Annotated in this window: 15 protein-coding genes; 8 read left to right on the forward strand and 7 right to left on the reverse strand. The window is 66.6% G+C overall.

Annotated elements, in window-relative coordinates; all coding sequences use genetic code 11:
• Positions 1–88 precede the first annotated feature (88 nt).
• Positions 89–703, reverse strand: coding sequence for an enoyl-CoA hydratase/isomerase family protein (locus tag CK944_RS05700; protein WP_239985970.1), 615 nt, complete (start codon positions 701–703; stop codon positions 89–91).
• A 76-nt stretch (positions 704–779) separates the two neighbouring features.
• Here CK944_RS05700 and CK944_RS23155 point away from each other — a divergent pair, with 76 nt between their 5' ends.
• From CK944_RS23155 to CK944_RS05720, 4 genes are all read left to right on the forward strand, one after another.
• Positions 780–2387 (forward strand): DUF2125 domain-containing protein, encoded by a 1608-nt coding sequence (locus CK944_RS23155; protein WP_158247963.1) that lies wholly within the window; start codon positions 780–782, stop codon positions 2385–2387.
• 71 nt (positions 2388–2458) lie between these two features.
• Positions 2459–3808, forward strand: coding sequence for a TldD/PmbA family protein (locus CK944_RS05710; protein ID WP_103172078.1), 1350 nt, complete (start codon positions 2459–2461; stop codon positions 3806–3808).
• A complete protein-coding gene (locus tag CK944_RS05715; protein WP_103172079.1) occupies positions 3795–4583 on the forward strand; it encodes a 3'(2'),5'-bisphosphate nucleotidase CysQ in 789 nt (262 codons plus the stop codon). The genes CK944_RS05710 and CK944_RS05715 overlap by 14 nt, the downstream gene beginning before the upstream one ends.
• Positions 4584–4619: 36 nt before the next feature.
• Complete coding sequence (locus CK944_RS05720) at positions 4620–5690, forward strand: endonuclease/exonuclease/phosphatase family protein (protein WP_103172080.1); 1071 nt, start codon at positions 4620–4622, stop codon at positions 5688–5690.
• On the opposite strand, the gene CK944_RS05725 is transcribed toward CK944_RS05720, so the two are convergent.
• Positions 5687–7228 carry a tetratricopeptide repeat protein gene (locus tag CK944_RS05725; protein WP_103172081.1) on the reverse strand — a complete coding sequence of 514 codons (1542 nt, stop codon included), beginning with the start codon at positions 7226–7228 and terminating at the stop codon, positions 5687–5689. The genes CK944_RS05720 and CK944_RS05725 overlap by 4 nt on opposite strands.
• Before the next feature lie 99 nt (positions 7229–7327).
• Between CK944_RS05725 and CK944_RS05730 the strand changes: the two genes are divergently transcribed.
• The 4 genes from CK944_RS05730 to CK944_RS22840 all read left to right on the forward strand — a co-directional run bounded on the left by CK944_RS05730 (position 7328) and on the right by CK944_RS22840 (position 10996).
• Positions 7328–8410: a phosphatase PAP2 family protein gene (locus tag CK944_RS05730; protein ID WP_158247964.1), complete on the forward strand. Its 1083-nt coding sequence runs from the start codon at positions 7328–7330 to the stop codon at positions 8408–8410.
• Positions 8401–8625 (forward strand): hypothetical protein, encoded by a 225-nt coding sequence (locus CK944_RS05735; RefSeq protein ID WP_103172083.1) that lies wholly within the window; start codon positions 8401–8403, stop codon positions 8623–8625. Before CK944_RS05730 ends, CK944_RS05735 begins: the two co-directional genes overlap by 10 nt.
• Positions 8622–10379, forward strand: coding sequence for a hypothetical protein (locus tag CK944_RS05740; protein WP_103172084.1), 1758 nt, complete (start codon positions 8622–8624; stop codon positions 10377–10379). Before CK944_RS05735 ends, CK944_RS05740 begins: the two co-directional genes overlap by 4 nt.
• A gap of 152 nt (positions 10380–10531) precedes the next feature.
• Positions 10532–10996: a hypothetical protein gene (locus CK944_RS22840; RefSeq protein WP_146038611.1), complete on the forward strand. Its 465-nt coding sequence runs from the start codon at positions 10532–10534 to the stop codon at positions 10994–10996.
• A gap of 64 nt (positions 10997–11060) precedes the next feature.
• On the opposite strand, the gene CK944_RS05750 is transcribed toward CK944_RS22840, so the two are convergent.
• The 5 genes from CK944_RS05750 to CK944_RS05770 are packed head-to-tail and all read right to left on the reverse strand — an operon-like array spanning position 11061 to position 16905.
• Positions 11061–11693 carry a membrane integrity-associated transporter subunit PqiC gene (locus CK944_RS05750; protein WP_103172086.1) on the reverse strand — a complete coding sequence of 211 codons (633 nt, stop codon included), beginning with the start codon at positions 11691–11693 and terminating at the stop codon, positions 11061–11063.
• Position 11694: 1 nt separating this feature from the next.
• Entirely contained in the window at positions 11695–13737 is a 2043-nt protein-coding gene (locus CK944_RS05755; protein ID WP_103172087.1) for an intermembrane transport protein PqiB, read from the reverse strand.
• 7 nt (positions 13738–13744) lie between these two features.
• Positions 13745–14407, reverse strand: a complete 663-nt coding sequence (locus CK944_RS05760) for a paraquat-inducible protein A (protein ID WP_103172088.1) — start codon at positions 14405–14407, stop codon at positions 13745–13747.
• Positions 14404–15084, reverse strand: a complete 681-nt coding sequence (locus CK944_RS05765; protein ID WP_103172089.1) for a paraquat-inducible protein A — start codon at positions 15082–15084, stop codon at positions 14404–14406. Before CK944_RS05765 ends, CK944_RS05760 begins: the two co-directional genes overlap by 4 nt.
• Before the next feature lie 39 nt (positions 15085–15123).
• Positions 15124–16905 carry a sensor histidine kinase gene (locus tag CK944_RS05770; protein ID WP_103172090.1) on the reverse strand — a complete coding sequence of 594 codons (1782 nt, stop codon included), beginning with the start codon at positions 16903–16905 and terminating at the stop codon, positions 15124–15126.
• Position 16906: the final 1 nt, after the last annotated feature.

Here is a 16906-nt window from a genome sequence, read left to right on the forward strand (position 1 = left end):
CGGCTGCAGCGCAGCCTTGGGACAGGCGATGCGGGGGAAACGGGCAGGCCGGAACAATGTTCCGTGGCAAGCCGGCACCCCCCTTGGGTCAGATCATCGCCTTGATCGCCGCGACATGGCCGGGCGCAGCCCCCAGAGCATCGGCGGCCAGGGCGCGGGCCGCGTCCATCAGGTAGCCGGGTTCCGCGATGCGGTCGATCAGCCCCCAGGCCAGCGCCTCGGGCGCGCCGATCCGCTGTCCGGCCATCAGGATCATCCTGGCCCGCGCGGGCCCGACCAGACCTGCAAGACGCAGGGGATCGGAGGGCTGGGGCAGAAAGCCAAGCCGCATCACCGGATAGAAGAACCGTGCCTCGGGCACGGCGATGCGCAGGTCGCAGGCCAGCGCCATGCCGAAGGCCCCGCCCGCCAGCGTGCCGTTCAACGCGGCGATCGTCAGGCAGGGCAGGGCACCAATGCGCCCCGACAGGCGTTCCCATTCGGGCGATGTCGCAAGCCCGGCCTTCGCCTCGTCCAGGTCGGCGCCTGCGGAAAAGACCTTGCCCGCCCCGGTCAGAACGACGGCGCGGACATCGTCCGCCGCGGCGATCCGATCGAAGGCCGCCACTAGGTCGGCCAGCATCCCTGCCGTCAGCGAATTGGCCTTGCCCGGCCGGTCGAGGGTGACGATGGCCAGGCCATCCCGGCTCACGAAACGGATCACGCGATTGCTCCCTTGGCGCGGACGGGCCGCTGTGCCACAAATCCCACAAGCTCCGGTTTTCCGAAAGGTCTTTGGCATGTTCCGCTTCACCGCAACCTCCGCCCTTGCGCTGATCCTTGGCGCCGCGCCCGTGCTGGCGGATGTCACCCCCGCCCAGGTCTGGGAAAACCTGCAGGAATACGGCACCGAATACGGATATCAGGTCACTGGCACCGTCGAGGACGCGGGCAACACGCTGACCGTCACCGATGCCGTCTTCTCGATGCCGGGCGAGCGTGACAGCAGCACGGTCACGCTTCCGAAGATGACCTTCCAGGAAACCGGCGACGCGCGCGTCCGCGTGACGATCGAGGGCGACGTGGCGGTGGACAGCCGCTTCATGGCGCCCGTCCCCCAGGAAACGCCCGAAGCCGACCCCGAGGAGGGTGCGGATGCGCCCGCCGATCCCCCGGCCGCCGAGGCCGCGCCCGAGATGGTCGAGATGACCGTGACCGGCACGATCAGGCTGCCAGGCAATGAAATGGTCGTGTCCGGCACGCCCGAGGACATGCTGTACGAATTCACGTATCCCACGCTGGAATTCGATTTCGCCCTGCCGACCGAGCCGGGTCGGGACATGACGATCCCGGTCACCGGAAGCCTGACCGACCTTGCCGGATCGCAGCGCAATGTGGCGGCGGCGGAAGGCATGGACACGACCTTCGACATGAAGGCCGCCGAGGCCGCGATGCAGATCGAGGCCCGGATGCCCGCCGACGACGCTGGCGTGGGCGGCGGCACCGTGAACTTCCAGGTGGCGCTGACCAACCTGGCCAGCCAGGGCACGGGAAAGACCCCCAGCGGGTCCTTTGACATGGGCACCCAGATGACCCAGGCCCTGGCCGCCGGGCTGGAGCTTGACACGACCCTGACCTATGACACCCTGCAAGGCAGTTTCGACGTCGCGGGCAAGGACGAAGACGGGCAGGACCAGTCCGGCAAGGGCAGCTTTTCCACCGGGGCGACCGATATCGCCTTCCAGATGTCGGGACAGGGCCTGGGCTACAAGGCGGCGACCGCCGACGCCAAGGCCGAGATGACGCTTGGCACCCTGCCCTTCCCGATCAGCTATGCGGTCGAAGGCATCGCCGCGGAAATGCTGATCCCGGTGTCGCAAGGCGAGGCCGCGCAGCCCTTCAAGTTCGTCTATGCCCTGGAAGGCCTGACCTTCGCGGATGCGATCTGGGACCTGTTCGACCCGACCAGCCAGCTGCCCCGCGATCCGGCCAGCCTGACCGTCGATCTGTCGGGCGATGCGGTGGTGTCCCAGGATCTGTTCGATCCCGCCCCCGCAGAGCCCCAGGCCGACACCATGCCAGAGGCTCCGTTCATGCCCAGGACCCTGACCGTCAACCGGGTCGCCCTGGATGCCGTCGGCGCCACGGCGGACATCACCGGCAGCCTGGAGTTCGGCGACAATCCCAACGAGCCGGTGGGCAAGCTGAACGGCAGTTTCGAAGGCGTCAACGGCTTGATGGACAAGCTGGTCGCCATGGGCTTCGTTCCCCAGGAACAGATGATGGGGATGCGCATGATGCTGGCGATGTTCGCCAAGCCAGCCGAGGGCAATCCCGACCAACTGACGTCCGAGATCGAGTTCCGCGAGGGCGGCCAGATCTTCGCCAACGGCCAGCAGGTCAAGTGAACGCAGGCCCCAGGGCCGGGGGCCGGGGCCATGGTCCCGGCCTTTTCCATTCGCAGGACAGGAGGATCGCGATGTCATCCGTGGATTTGCAGTCGCTGGCCGAATCCCTGGTCGATGCGGCGCGGCGGGCGGGCGCCGACCAGGCCGACGCGCTGAGTGCAAGCGGGCAATCCATCAGCATCGACATGCGCGGCGGCGCCCTGGAACATGCCGACCGGGCAGAGGGCGTGGAAATCGGCCTGCGCGTCCTGATCGGCGGACGGCAGGCCAGCGTGTCCGCATCCAGCCACAGCCCCGCCACCATCGCCGAGATGGCCGAACGCGCCGTCGCCATGGCGCGCGAGGCGCCGGTCGATGACAACCTTGGACTGGCCGACCCCAACCAGCTTGCCCGCCACCGCGACGCCGCCGGATTGCAGATCGCCGACGACCGGCCGGATCCCACGCCCGACCACCTGCAGGACCTGGCCCTGCGCGCCGAGGCAGCGGCACGCGACATGCCGGGCATTTCCCAGGTGGAATCGGCCAATGCCTCCTTCAGCCGTCGATTCCTGTGGCTTGCGGCCTCGAACGGGTTTTCGGGGGGCTATGGGCGCACGACCCATGCGATATCCACCGTCGCCATCACCGGCGAGGGGCTGGGGATGGAACGCGACTATGCCGGCGAATCCCGCGTCTGGGCTGAGGACCTGCCCGCCCCCGAAGACATCGGCCGCCTGGCCGCCGAACGCACGCTGGCCCGCGCGGGGTCCAGGAAGCCGCCCACTGGCGCCTTTCCGATCCTTTACGACCGGCGCGTCGCCTCGTCGCTGATCGGGCACCTGCTGTCGGCGGTGAACGGCAGCGCGGTTGCGCGCGGCGCAAGCTGGCTGCGCAAGGATCTGGGCCAGCCGGTGCTGCCCGAAGGCTTCGACCTGACCGAGGATCCGCTGCGCCCGCGCTATCCCTCGTCCCGGCCCTTCGACGCCGAAGGCTTGCCGACCCGCGCCCGCAAGATCGTGGAGGGCGGCGTCCTGCAAGGCTGGACGCTGGATCTGGCGACCGCGCGCAAGCTGGGGATGGACAGCACGGCATCCGCCGCGCGGGGCCTGTCATCCGCCCCCTCGCCCACGAACAGCAACGTGATCCTGACGCCGGGCACCGCCACGCCCGAGGATCTGATCGCGCAGATGGGGACCGGGCTGATCGTCACGTCCATGCTGGGTGCGTCGATCAACGGCACGACGGGGGATTATTCGCGGGGTGCTGCCGGTTTCTGGGTCGAAGGGGGCCGCATCGCCTATCCGGTCAACGAATGCACCATCGCTGGCAATCTGCGCGACATGCTGATGACCATCGAGGCGGCGGATGACGCCCTTCCCTGGCGGGGGATCGAGGCGGGCAGCATCCTGGTCCGGGGGATGACCGTTGCCGGGGCCTGAGGACGACCTGGCCCTGTTGGCCCAGGCCGCGCGGAAGGTGGGTCCGATCGCCCTGTCCTTCTGGAAGGCCGAGCCGAAGGCCTGGGACAAGCCCGGCGATGCCGGTCCCGTGACCGAGGCGGATCTGGCAGTCAACGACACCCTGCGCGACATGCTGACCACGGCGCGCCCCGGCTATGGCTGGCTGTCCGAGGAAAGCGAGGCCGACGCGTCCCGCCTGGATGCGCGGCATTGCTTCATCATCGACCCCATCGACGGCACCCGCGCCTTTATCGCCGGCCAGGCGGGTTTCGCGCATTCGCTGGCGATTGCCGAAGGGGACCGGATCGTGGCCGCGGTGGTCCATCTGCCCGCGATGGACCTGACCTTCACCGCCCATGCGGACGGCCCGGCGCTGCTGAACGGCCGGCCGATCAGCCCCAGCGTGGCGGGGATCCAGGGCGCGCGCGTGCTGACCTACAAGTCCGCGACCGAGCCAGAGCATTGGAAGGATGGCAAGTCACCGCCCTTCCGCCGCGAATTCCGGCCGTCCCTGGCCTGGCGGCTGTGCCTGGTGGCCGAAGGGCGCTTCGACGCCGCCCTGTCGGTGCGCCATGTCTGGGAATGGGACATCGCCGCGGGCAGCCTGATTGCGGAACGCGCGGGCGCGGTGGCGACCGACCGCCACGGCGCGCCCATGCGATTCAACAGCCCGCGCGCCATGGTGGACGGGATGATCGTGGCCGGTCCGCGCCTGCATGCCCAGATAGCGGCGGGATTGATCCGGGTTCCGTGATAGGATTGGACATCGCTTCGCTTTCCAGGCATCCCGATGGCCCGCAAAGACGTCAGCATCGCCAACTTCAACCTGCTGAACCTCAACCTGCCCGGCCAGCCGATCTATGACGACGCGGGCTGGACCCAGGCCGAATACGACGCCAAGATCGCATTCACCGAACGCATCCTGGACGACATCGACGCCGACATCATCGGCTTCCAGGAATGCTGGCACGCCGATGCCCTGGCCGAGATTTTCGACCGCCCCGCGCTGCGCGGCCGCTATGACCTGGTGGCCCGCACCACCGATCCGCCGGGCATCCAGGTCGCCTTGGCCGTCCGCAAGGGGATGCTGCAAGGCCCGCCCGAATGGATCGCGGACCTGCCGGACGACGCCCGTTTCATCGACCTGGTCGAAGCCCGCGACGCCGAGGAATCGGTCAGCGTCACCATCCGCAGGTTTTCGCGCCCGCTGCTGCGCGTGCTGGTGAACAAGGCCGATGGAACACCCGACATCACCGTCTTTGTCGCCCACCTGAAATCCAAGGGGCCGACCGCGCTGCAGGGCGACGACGACAATCCGGTGCTGCGCCGCCACAAGTTCATCGCGCAGACCGTGGTGTCCCATGTCCGCCGCATGGTCGAGGCCGGGGCCTTTCGCGCCATCCTGAACGACACGATGCGCCGCAACGACAAGCCCGTGGTGGTCCTGGGCGATCTGAACGACGCCACCACCTCGGTTTCGACGGAACTGCTGACGGGCAACCCGGGCTATCGCTTCTTTGCCAAAAGCACGGCGGGCAGCAAGTCGGATGCCGGGCTTTACACGGTGGAAAAGCTGCAACAGCTTCGGTCCTTCCGGCACGTCTATTACACCTACATCTTCCAGAACCAGATGGAGTCGCTGGACCACATCATGGTGTCGGATTCCTTTTATGACCATTCGTCGATCCGGTCCTGGTCGTTCCGGGAAATGCGCGTGCTGAACGACCACCTGACCGCGACCGAAAGCCAGCGGAAGCGGCTGGGATACAACGACCACGGCATCATCGTCGCCCGCTTCGACTGGAACCCGATGGTCGAGGAAGCGGAACGGATCCTGGCCGAGGAAGGACCGGCGACCTAGATCAGGCCCGACCGCGTGACCCCCAGCAGCCTGCCCTGCCGAAGCGTTGCGACCGGATAGCTGTCGCTGCGCATCGCCTCCAGCGTAAAGCCCGGCTCGACCCGGCGCAGGGCCTGCAGGGCCGACAGGGCGCCCTCCTCGTCCCGGCGGTGATAGCGCAACGCGGCCAGAAACCGCAGCGAGGGGCGGTTTTCCGGCGCGAATTGCTGAACCGCGTCGAACCGCTGTTCGGCTTCCTCATAACGCCCAAGCCGGGTCAGGGCGATGCCCATGCGCATCTGCCATGTGGCGGGGTTCAGGACTGGCAACGCTTCCGCCAGGCCCACCTGCGCCTCTTGATAGGCTTCCGTGTGACGGCCCATGTCGGTCAGTGCTTGGGAATAGGCATATCGCGCCGCAGGATTGCGGGCATCCATTTGCACTGCCTGCTGCGCCAGCCAGAAGCTGACTGAACCATGCTTCAGATAACCTTCGACGACAGACCCTACCGCCAAAGCTGTCGCGCTGTAGGGATCAACATCGCGCGCCTTTATGGCAAGTTCCCGGGCCTCCTGAATGCTGGCTTGTGGATCAGGCACCAAGCGTTCGAAGACTTGTGTGGTCAGCACCCAGGCTCGCAGTGCCATGGTCAGGGATGCGTTGATACCGTCACCCATCCTGGCCAGCGACTTCTCAGCCCGGTTCAGCCGCCCTTCGCTGTAGCTAAACACATCCGCAAGCGAGACCACAAGCGCAGCATCCAATGTGCGCAGGGCTTCCAGAACGCGCATGACGCCCACGCAGACCTGCGTTGTACATGCACTCATCGTGGCTGTCAGGTCACCCCTGTCCAGAACGAACTTGTGCGACCAGAATAGCCGACCGCTGGGACAATGGCTCAGTTTGACCAGCAAGTGTATCTTCTCGCCCAAGCGGTTAGCCATCACCGACAGCATGATTGCAGATTGGCCGGGATCAGCCCGATCAGACATGGCCACCATCGGCACCAGATCGCAGACCCGCCCCGCAGCTTCACCTGTCACCATTGCGGCAATCACGCTGGTTTCCGTATCGCTCGCCACTGGATCGGCTGTCAGCAGGATAGGCAGCACGGGTGGATTGGGGGCCGAGGGCGTCACCGCCTGTTCCGCATGCATCCGCGCGTCGCGCAACCAATCCTCGAATTCCGGGTCATTAATATCCAGATCGGCCGCGAAATCCGGCATCTGGCCATCGGGGCCGGGCCGGGCGGACATGTCGAGTCGGACAAGGCTGCCATCCAGGCCCACCCAACCTGGTCCGCTGACCAGGGCTTCGCGGTAATCGCTTAGGCATATACGGATCTCGCGCAAGATCTGGCGCAGACTAGCGTTGGCATGATCCGGTTCGCGCGTACTGAACAGCAGATCCTGCAATCGCCCGCGCAGCACCCGCATGGAGGTCGCGCTGCCCATAACCGCAAGGGCCCCGCGCGCGCGCATTCCGCGCGGTGTGAGGTGCAGGTTCCCCGGCCCGATCAGCTCGACGGGCCCCATCAGGCGAAGCGTCAGCGGCTGCATGTGAAAAAAGCTATATGAGAAATCTAAACTCGTTGTTACGCTCTACTCCAAGGCAAAGATACAATGTTTTTGATTCACTTGGTCATTGAGGGTTTTGCCATGTCCACTCAGCAAGGACAGCAGGGGCAGCAAGGCCAACAGGGACAAGGTTATCCTGGGGGCAGCGCCGATTTCGTCGCCATGATGACCGCTGCCCTAATGCGGACCCGCGATGCGATCGTCGGCACCGAGATGATAAACCCTTCACCAGGTCAGTGGGGCAATCTAGACCTTGCCGCCCGCTTGCCTCGCCTGGCGCGGGAATACCGCAACGCCGTCCTGATGTCCGAACTGCTGGAGGATCTGGCCTTCGAGACCGAAGACGATGCCCCGCCGGGCAAGACGGCGCGTGCCATGACCGTGTCGCGGCGCAAGACGGGGGCGGCGCTGGAATACCTGCCCCTGGTCCGGATCGCCCGCCCCGATGTCGCGGATTTCAGCCAGGCCGCCCCGCTGGTGGCGGCCTATGCCGAATTGCGCGGCGACCGGTTGGCGGAAATCACCGTCCAGCAGCAATACCTGATCCCCTTTTTGGCCAGCATCCTGCCCATCGACCCCGTCCGCAACCTTGCCTTGGCCGAGATGCTGGAGGTCGGGCTGGATCTGGTCACGCCCGTGGTGATGCGCGTCAAGCTGGCGCTTGGTTGTCCCCGGCCCAACCAGTTCAGCGACCGCATCCAGCCGATCATCCCCGAACCTGCCCATCCGGCCCTGCCCAGCGGTCATGCGACCCAAATCTTCACGCTGGCGACGATGCTGGCCTTGCTGGAAAATCCGGCCGCAGGGGTAAAGGCCGACAGCCAGATCTATCGCTTGGCCTGCCGGATCGCCATCAACCGGACGGTCGCAGGGGTGCATTTCCCGGCGGACAGCGCGGCCGGGGCGGTGCTGGGCATCCAGTTGGGGCGTTACCTGATGGCGCGGGGCCTGAAGACGGATGTGGGATCGGCGGAATTCGACGGCCGCCAGTTCCGCGAGGCCGCGGGTCCGCGCGACTTCCACTATGCCATCCTGGACCGGATGGTGACGGGACAGGATTCCGCGACGGACTTCAAGAACGATGCGACCGCGCCGCGTCCGGCGCCGCTGTGGCGATCGCTGTGCCAGCGCGCGCAACAGGAATGGGGCAACCGATGGAGCTGAAGGAGGATCCGCCCCCCGCCCGATGGTCCGAACCCCGCGCGGCACATGACAGGTTCCGTCCCGGCCTGTCGCCCTATCTGCATTACTACTATGACCTGCGGGCCGAACGGGGCGACGCGCCGCCCCGCGAACCCCATGGGCCGGACGACGGCGCCGACCTGCCGGGCCAGCTTGAACGGGCGTTGCGCGATCTGGTCAGGCGGACCTTCGAATGATGGCCCTGGCCTTTGCCATCCTGTCGTCCTTCCAGGATTTCCTGGACGATCCGGCGGGCATCCTGTCCCACGATTCCCGCAACCCCGATCCGCGAGAAGGGGAGGATGACAGGGATCTGGACGATCCGTCGCTTGCCTATCTGTCGGAGGGCGCCCTGCCCGATCCCCGCACCGGCTGCATCATCGGGGTGATCGACGACGCCATTCCCTTTGTCCACCAGCGGTTCACCTTGCCGGGCAACCTGTCGCGCACGGCCTCGGTCTGGCTGCAGGATGCCCGATTCCGCCCGCAACCGGGGGACGACCTGCCGACTGGGGCGGAATGGCGGGGGGCGGAACTGTCGGACCTGCTGGCCCGCGCCGCATCAGGCGCCATCGCGGGCGAGGAGACGATCTATCGCATGACCGGCGCGGTCGATCTGACCCGGCCCGCCACACCGTCGGGCGCGTTCGAGTCGGGGCATGGCGCGGCGGTGGCGCCCTTGGCTGCGGGCTTCGATCCGGCCGATCCCCGGGCCCGGAACCATCCGCTGATCGCGGTCTGCCTGCCGCCCCGGATCACGGCGGATTCCATGGGCGTCCTGGCGCCGGTGCCGATCCTGGCGGGGATCCTGTTCATCATCAACCGCGCCCGGCGTTTGTGCCGCTTCATCGAACGGCGGCGAAACCTGGCGCCGGGATCGGTCCGCCTGCCGGTCGTCATCAACATCAGCCTGGGCCTGACCGCCGGTCCGCGCGACGGATCCACCCCGCTGGAACGCTTCATGGATGCGGTGTCGGATTTCTCCGCCCCGGATCTGGGTCCGATCCATTTCGTGCTGCCTGTCGGCAACCATCGCCAGGACCGTCTGCGCGCCCGGCTGAAACCGGGCCAGCACATCGCCTGGCGCCTGCCGGCCGACGACGGCACCATCAACGCCATCGAAATCTGGGGGCCGCCCCATGCCCATTTTCCGCGCGGCGATCTGCGGATCACCCTGACCGTGCCGGGGCTGGCCCCCGCCACCACCGCATTCACCCTGCCCTGGCAATATTCGGTCCTGTCCGGCCCCGACGGGCGGCCGCTGGCGCGGGCCTATTACACCCCGCATCAGACGCGCGACGGGCAGTGGCGCGACGGCATCACCGTGATCGCGGTCCCCACCTGCCCCGAACGCCTGGGCGAGGCTTTCGCCCCCCCGGGCGAATGGCGGGTGCGGATCGCGGATGCCTCGCCCGAAGGGGTCTATGACCTGGCGGCGCAGCGCGACGAGGTGATCCGCGGATTCCGCCGGGGTGCCCGACAAAGCTGGTTCCACGACCCGGCCTATCGCAGCCAAGAACCGTCGGGCTTCCCGATCCTGACCGACGCGCAGAACGGCGGCGATCCGTCGGTGATCCGCACGGATACGGTCAACGCCTATGCCACGGGCGAACGTCCGCTGCGAGGCGGGGCGATCTATCGACGCGAAGGGACCACCGCGGGTTATGCCGCGCTTCTGGATAACGGCCAGCCGGGCGACTGCCTGGTGCCCGTCGATCGGGCGATCAACAGCCCCGGCATGATCCTGCGCGGGCGCGACAGCGGCAGTTTCGAACTGTCCTCGGGCACGTCGATGTCTGCCCCGCAGCTGGCCCGATGGCTGGCCGGGCAACTGTCGGACGGTCGGCGGCCGGGCAGCCGCGCGGCGATCCGCCAACTGGCCGAAAACCAGTCCGCGCGCCCTGCCCCGACGCCCATGCTGGATTTTCCCACGCGATTTCCGGAATTCTAGACGTCCCAAGCATATTTCACGCTTTCCGGGCGATTTTTCCTGACCGATTCACGCCCGTTTCACGCCCCCCATGGATAGTGATTCCATTGATACCGTTCATCGGTCGCACGGGGTGACGCCTCGCTTGGCAGCAGCAGGAGGGAAAAACGGACATGCCGGGTGACACAATTCCGAATTTCAACAATGTCATCGCCGCGCTTCAGCTTTTGGGCAATGGACCGGGGGGTGTGCAGAATATGCCGGCCCAGTCGCCCGAAACCCTGTTGGCGGAGATGCAGGGACGGTCAGGGTTCGGTGCTCCTCTCGCTGAACCAGACCGTCCCACCTGGGCCGCGTTTCGCCGGCTCGAGCAGGAAAACCAGCTTCTTGTCGATCATGTCGAGATGCTGGCCTGCGCCCTGGGTGCCTGTCCAAATTGCTGGGGCAGCATCGAGGATTGCGAGGATTGCGGAGGCGTCGGTCGTCCCGGTGCCTTCGCCCCCGATCGAGGATGTTTCGATCACTTCGTCCTGCCGGTCATCGTCCGCGTCATGGGCCGGGCGAACCTGCACGACGACCCAGCCACCCGTCCCGGCGATTACCGGGATCGGGACAACCCTCGAAGTTCCTCTGTTTGACGGTTCCCTGTTTCCCTCGCGGGTGGTTTGGCGGATGGTTTTTGGTCCATCCGCCAAATTTGGCTCAGAACAGCGGATCCAGCGCAAAGGGATCGGCGGGCGCGGTGGTGGCGATGGTGCGCCCCGGACCCGACAGCGTGGCGATCTGCCGGGCCAGGATCGCGATGGCCGAGGATGCCGCCGCGGCCGAGGCCCCCGGTCCGGTGCCTCCCAGGGGCACGGCGATGTCGAAACTGCGGGCGTGGTTCGCAGCCCCGCTGCCTTCATCCGCCACGAAGTAACGGCCCGACAGGCGATAAACGCCATTGGCCTGCGCCAGCGCCCGTTCCACCCGCACCTCCAGCACGCGCTGCGGGGGTTCGGCCAGGGGCCAGGGTTCCCCGATCACGGTCGCGCCCGATGCGTCCGAAATCGCCCGCGCCAGCGACAGGGTAAAGGCGCGCTGCGGATTGTCGGCCCACAGGTTGTCGGGGCTGGACCGCACCGCGCCGTCTTCGGTCTGGAAGGCGACCTCTTGCCCGGATGCGTATTCCGGCAGGGACACATCCTTCAGTTCCGCGCTGCCCAGCCGGTTGGGAACCTGTTCGCCGGTCGCCGGCGGGTCGATGATGAAACGCGCGGTCTTTTCCGGGTCGGAACAGGCCGACAGCCCCAGAAGGCCAAGGCAGGCAAGGGTCACGGGCAGGCGCAGGGTCATGTCATCGTCCCAGAATGAAGGCGCGGGGGTTGCGTTCGATCAGGCGGGCCAGCGACCCGAAGGCCTCGGTCGCGCGGCGCAGTTCGCGCAGCATGTTGACGGCCTCGGTGTTGAAGGCCGACCGTTCACCATAGGAGGCCAGCACCGAATCCGCCCGCGCCGCCGTCGCCTCCAACCGCTGGATCAATTGCGGCAACCGCTGGACTGAGGTGGCGATCTCGTCCGCCGCCGTGCTGGCGCTGTTGAGCGCGTTGCTCAGGCTGCCCGCCGCGTCGCCGTCGCGCAGGTCGTTGAGCAGGCCCGACGCGGCCTCGAGCGTGTTGGACAGGTTGCGCGGCAGTTGTTCGGCGTCCTCGCTGCCCAGCATGGCGCGCAGGTCGGCCAGGATCCCTTCGGCCTGGGCGCTGATCTCGGCGAATTCGAATTCCTCGACCGCGGTGGCGGCGGCGTCGATCTGGTCCACCATGTCCGGCACGTCGGCGGCCGCAAGCTTGACGGCCTCGGCGGCGGCGGCGGCTTCATCGACCAGGCGGGCGATGTTCTCGGCCGTGCCGCTGTCGCGCAGGTCGCGGGCCATGCCGCCGATGTCGGTGGCCGCGCTGCGGGTCTGGTCCAGGGTCTCGCGCAGGCTTTCGGGAATGGCGCGGGTATCTTCCGAACTGGCGATGGCGGTGATGCTGTTCATCATGTCGGTCGCCGACCTTAGCACATCTTCCAGCGGCAGGTTGCCGATGCGGGACAGGAAGCTCTGTGCATTGGCGCTGAAGTCGTCCAGATCGCCGGGGACGGACGGAATGATGGGATTGGGCTGGGCGTCTGTGTTGATGCTGGCCGGTTCGGCGCCGGGAATTTCGACCAGTTCGACCATCAGCGACGTGCCCAGGAACCCGGCACTGGCCACGCGCGCGCGAAGGCCCTGGGACACGGCCTGCTCCAGGAAGGCAAGCGCATTCTCGGGCGTGGCGTCCTGGGGCAATCCCAGCCGCGCCGGGGAAATCGCCATTGTCACCACCTGGCGGATTTCCCCGCGCGGTTCATCCTGCGTCACCGCCAGATCCGTGACCTGGCCCACGCGCAGGCCCTGGAACTGCACATCCGCCCCCTTGGCCAGCCCTTGCAGCGAATCGTCGATCAGCATGGCAAGGCGCAGCGGCTCGCCGCTGTCGCTGGCCAGGATGTCGTTCCGGGCCGTATCCTCGTCCGGTTGCAGGGCATAGACATGGCCTGCCTCCACGGGCCGTCCGCCGCTGATCAGGGTGTCGAAGGCCACCCCCCCCTGCAGGACCGAGGAGAGCGAATTCACGTTGAAGGACACCCCCGACGCGCCCAGCGACAGCGAAAAGCCCGAGGTGTCCCAGAACACGGTCGAGGTCGTCAGCCGCTTGTCGTGCGGCGCCTCGATGAAGGCGTCGGCGATGACCTGGTCTTCCGTTCCGGCAAGGCGGATATTCTCCATCCGGCCGACCTGGACGCCGCGGTACAGAACCGGCGCGCCTTCGCTGATGCCGTCGGCATTCTCCATGGCCAGCGTGACCATCGTGCCGGGCGTGTCCTCGCGGATCAGGGGCGCGCGGTCCTGGCCTGTGAAGCGGGTCTGTTCGCCGCTGACATTGGCGTCCCAATAGCCTTCGATGAAGGCGCCGGTCAGAACCGTGTCCAGGCGCGTCACCCCCTGGGCCGTCACCTGCGGACGGACGATCCAGAAGGATGCCTCGGAATCGATGAAGGGCGCCACGTCCTTGTCCACGCGGATCTTCACCACCACGCGCGCCAGATCCGGGGTGAAGCTGACGGATTCGACCTGCCCCACGGTGATCTCGCGGAAGCGCAGGGCGGTTTCGCCAGGCGTCACGCCGGTCGCATCGGCAAACTCGACCTCGATCACCGCGCCACGGGTGGAATAGGCGTTCCAGGCGATCCCCAGCGTCACGATCAGGGCGACGATGGGCACAAGCCAGATGACGTTGATCCCGGCCTGGGCGGCGCGCGCGGCAGTCTTGCGCACCGGGCTTGCCGGTCTGACGGGCGGCGGCGTGTCGGTCATGTCGGTGTCAGTCCTGCCCCTCGGTGCCTGTCCGGCTTCGCAACGGCAAGCCGCGCCAGATCAGTCTTGGATCAAAGCTTTGCGCGGAAAGCATGGTGAAGGCAACAGACAGCGCAAAGGACACCGCGGCGGGTCCGGGATGGATCGAGGCCACGAAGCCCAGCTGCACAAGCGCCGACAGGATCGCCACCACGAAGACGTCGATCATCGACCAGCGGCCGATGAATTCGACCACCTCATAGATCTTCAGCCGGGTATGGGCCTGTTCCACCGTCGCGGGGCGACCGGCAACCCTGGCCAGCCAGGCGATCGCCAGGAACTTGGCCATCGGCACGATCACCGAGGCGACAAAGACGATGATGGCGATGTCGTAATTGCCGTAATGCATCAGTTCGACCACGCCTTCCAGGATCGTCGCCTCGGAACTGCCCTGCAGGCCGGCAAAGGTCTGGGTGCGCATCATCGGGAACAGGTTGGCCGGGACATACATGATCAGCCCGGCCGCCCACCAGGCCCAGACCTTCTGCAGGCCGCGCCGATCGGGCGGCACCAGATCGGCGCCGCAGCGGTCGCAGGTTTCCTGGCCTTCGGGCCAGACGCGCCCGCAGGACCGGCAGCCCAGCAGGCCTGCACGATGCGCGGTCAGGATCGGGGCGTTGTCCGGGGTCACGAAACGCGGCCCTGGACCATCTCGCGGCCGTCGGTATGCAGGCCCGCATCCTCGATCGCGTCCCAGATGGTCGTCTGGCACATGAACCCGCGCGAGGCGAGGTTGACCAGGATCAGCGCGCAAAAGGCCCAGAAGGCGGGACCAAGATGGACGGTCGCAAGCCCCGCCACCTTGACCAAGGCGACCGCCGTGCCGATCACGAAGATCTCGGCCATGGACCAGGGGCGCAGCAGTTCGGACCAGCGAAAGGCTCGCGCCGCGTGGCGATAAGGCGCGCGGCCCTGCGCCAGGGGCGTCAGCGTATAGACCAGCAGAAAGGCCCGCAGCACCGGCAAGCCCACGATCATCATCATCACCGCCAGCACCAGGGGCAGCAGCACCCCATCCGCGAATGCCATCCCCACCCCGAAAAGCGAGGTGGCGTTGCCGAACCCCATGCGCGAGATTTCCAGAAACGGAAAGAAGATCGCCCCCATCATCAGGACGACCGTGGTGAAGGACAGGGCGATCAATTGCGTGAAGGCCCCGCCGCGCGGCTTGGCCAGCACGCCGCCGCAGCGGATGCAGGTGGCCGTTTCGCCGGGATCCAGTTCTTCCTCGACATGCAGGGCATCGCAGCGGGGACAGGCCATCAATCCCCTGCCGGTGGTCAGATCGAAGCTGTCCTGCGCATCCATGCCTGACAAGATAGTATTCCGCCCTTCCCGTGCAAGCGTTCAGTGCTGCGCCCCGGCCCGCGCGGCCGAGGTCAGCACCACGTTGCGCCCCTCAGGCGTGACATTGCCGGTCTGGACATCGAATTCCAGCCGCAGGACAAAGCTGCCGTCCTGCATCCCCGACGTCACCTGGCCTTCCAGCTGGGTCGTGAAAGCCTCGATCAGCTGGCTGCCCAGGCCGGTGCTGCCTGACTTGTCGGTCTCATTGACGGAATTGGCGATCTCCAGCACGCCCAGCCCCGGTCGGGGCGTCGTCAGGCTGATCCTGACCCAGGGTGTCCCCACATCCGGTGCCGCGCCTGCGTATTTCAGGGCATTGGTAAAGGCCTCGGTCGCCAGCAGCGACAGGGGCACCGCCTGGTCGGGCAGCAGGACAAGCGTCTCGATATGGGTTTCCACATGCAGGGTGCTGCCCGGCCCGACCGAGGCGTTGACCATCTGGTTGACGATGTCGCAGATCAGCCGCCCCGCCTCGACCGCGTCAAGATGTTCGGCCTGATACAGGTTGCGATAGATCGTCGCCAGCGCGGCCACCCGGTCCTGGACCGAACGCAGCACCCGCTTGGCGTCGGGGTCGTCGATCACCCGGCTTTGCATGTTGATGATGGACGCGATCAGTTGCAGGTTGTTCTTGACCCGGTGATGGACCTCTTTCAGCAGGACGGTCTTTTCGGCGACCGCTTCCTCCATCTGTTCCTCGTCCCGGATCAGGATGCGGGCCATGTTGTGGAAGGTCTGGCTGACATCGCAGATTTCGGTGGGCGCATCGGTCAGGACGGGGGGCGGTTCGCTGCGGTTGCCGATCGCGAAACGGCGCATCTGGCCGCGCAGCACGGTGATATGGCGCAGCACCATGCGGAAGACCGCGAAATAGGCCACGGCCAGCGACACCAGCCACAAGGCCATGGGGATCGTCACCGCGCCCAGTCGGGACAACTGGAACATCCCGACATTGGCCGTCTTGGGCGACCAGCTGCCCAGGGCATAGACAAGGCCGGGAACGGCGGGAACCACGGTGAACATGCGCATCTGCCCGTTTCCGGCACGCGCCTTGAAATTGGTTTCCGTCCGCGACAGCAGGCTGAGCAGATCGACGTTCTGGGGCAGGATGTCCTGGGTCGAGGTCTGCGCATCGGTATCCGATGTCAGGATCTGCCCGCGATGGTTGAAGGTCACGATGCGTGCGCCTTCGGTCCCGAAGGTGATGTTATGGGTGGACCGCAGCAATTCGGTGGTCAGCGACAGGCTGATATAGCCCAGCATCTGGCTGTCGCGATACAGGGGCTGCAGGACCAGGACCAGGGGCCGGTTGTTGACGACCCCGCTTTGGACGGATGTCACCAGGGTGCCTGGTTCTTCCTTGAAAAGCTGGTATCCCGCGGAGGAGGTGAAATCCACCGGCTCGTCCTGCCAAGCAGAATTGCATGTGCTTTGCCCATCCAGCGGCACGAAGCCCGCAAAGACATAGGTCGCGCTGCGCTGGATGAAGTTGCGCATCAGATCGGCGCAAACCTGGGGGCGGTCCAGCGATTCCAGCACCGCCGGGCCAAGCGCATCGGCCGAACCCAGCGCGCTTTGCAGCAACGCCCGTTCCCCCGCCGCGGCCGAGGATGTGCGGCCCAGAAGCGCCAGTTCGACCCCGCGCTCGGCTTCTCGGACCAGGTTGAAGTTCTGGATCAGCGAGATCAGGCCCAGCGGAAGGATTGCCACCGACAGAAGGGCGCCCAGCCGGAAGCCCAGCTTGCGCGTGAAATCCAGCCGGTCGCTGATCCGCCGGAGCACC

Source organism: Paracoccus sp. SY, from assembly GCF_002901215.1.
GTDB lineage: Bacteria > Pseudomonadota > Alphaproteobacteria > Rhodobacterales > Rhodobacteraceae > Paracoccus > Paracoccus acridae.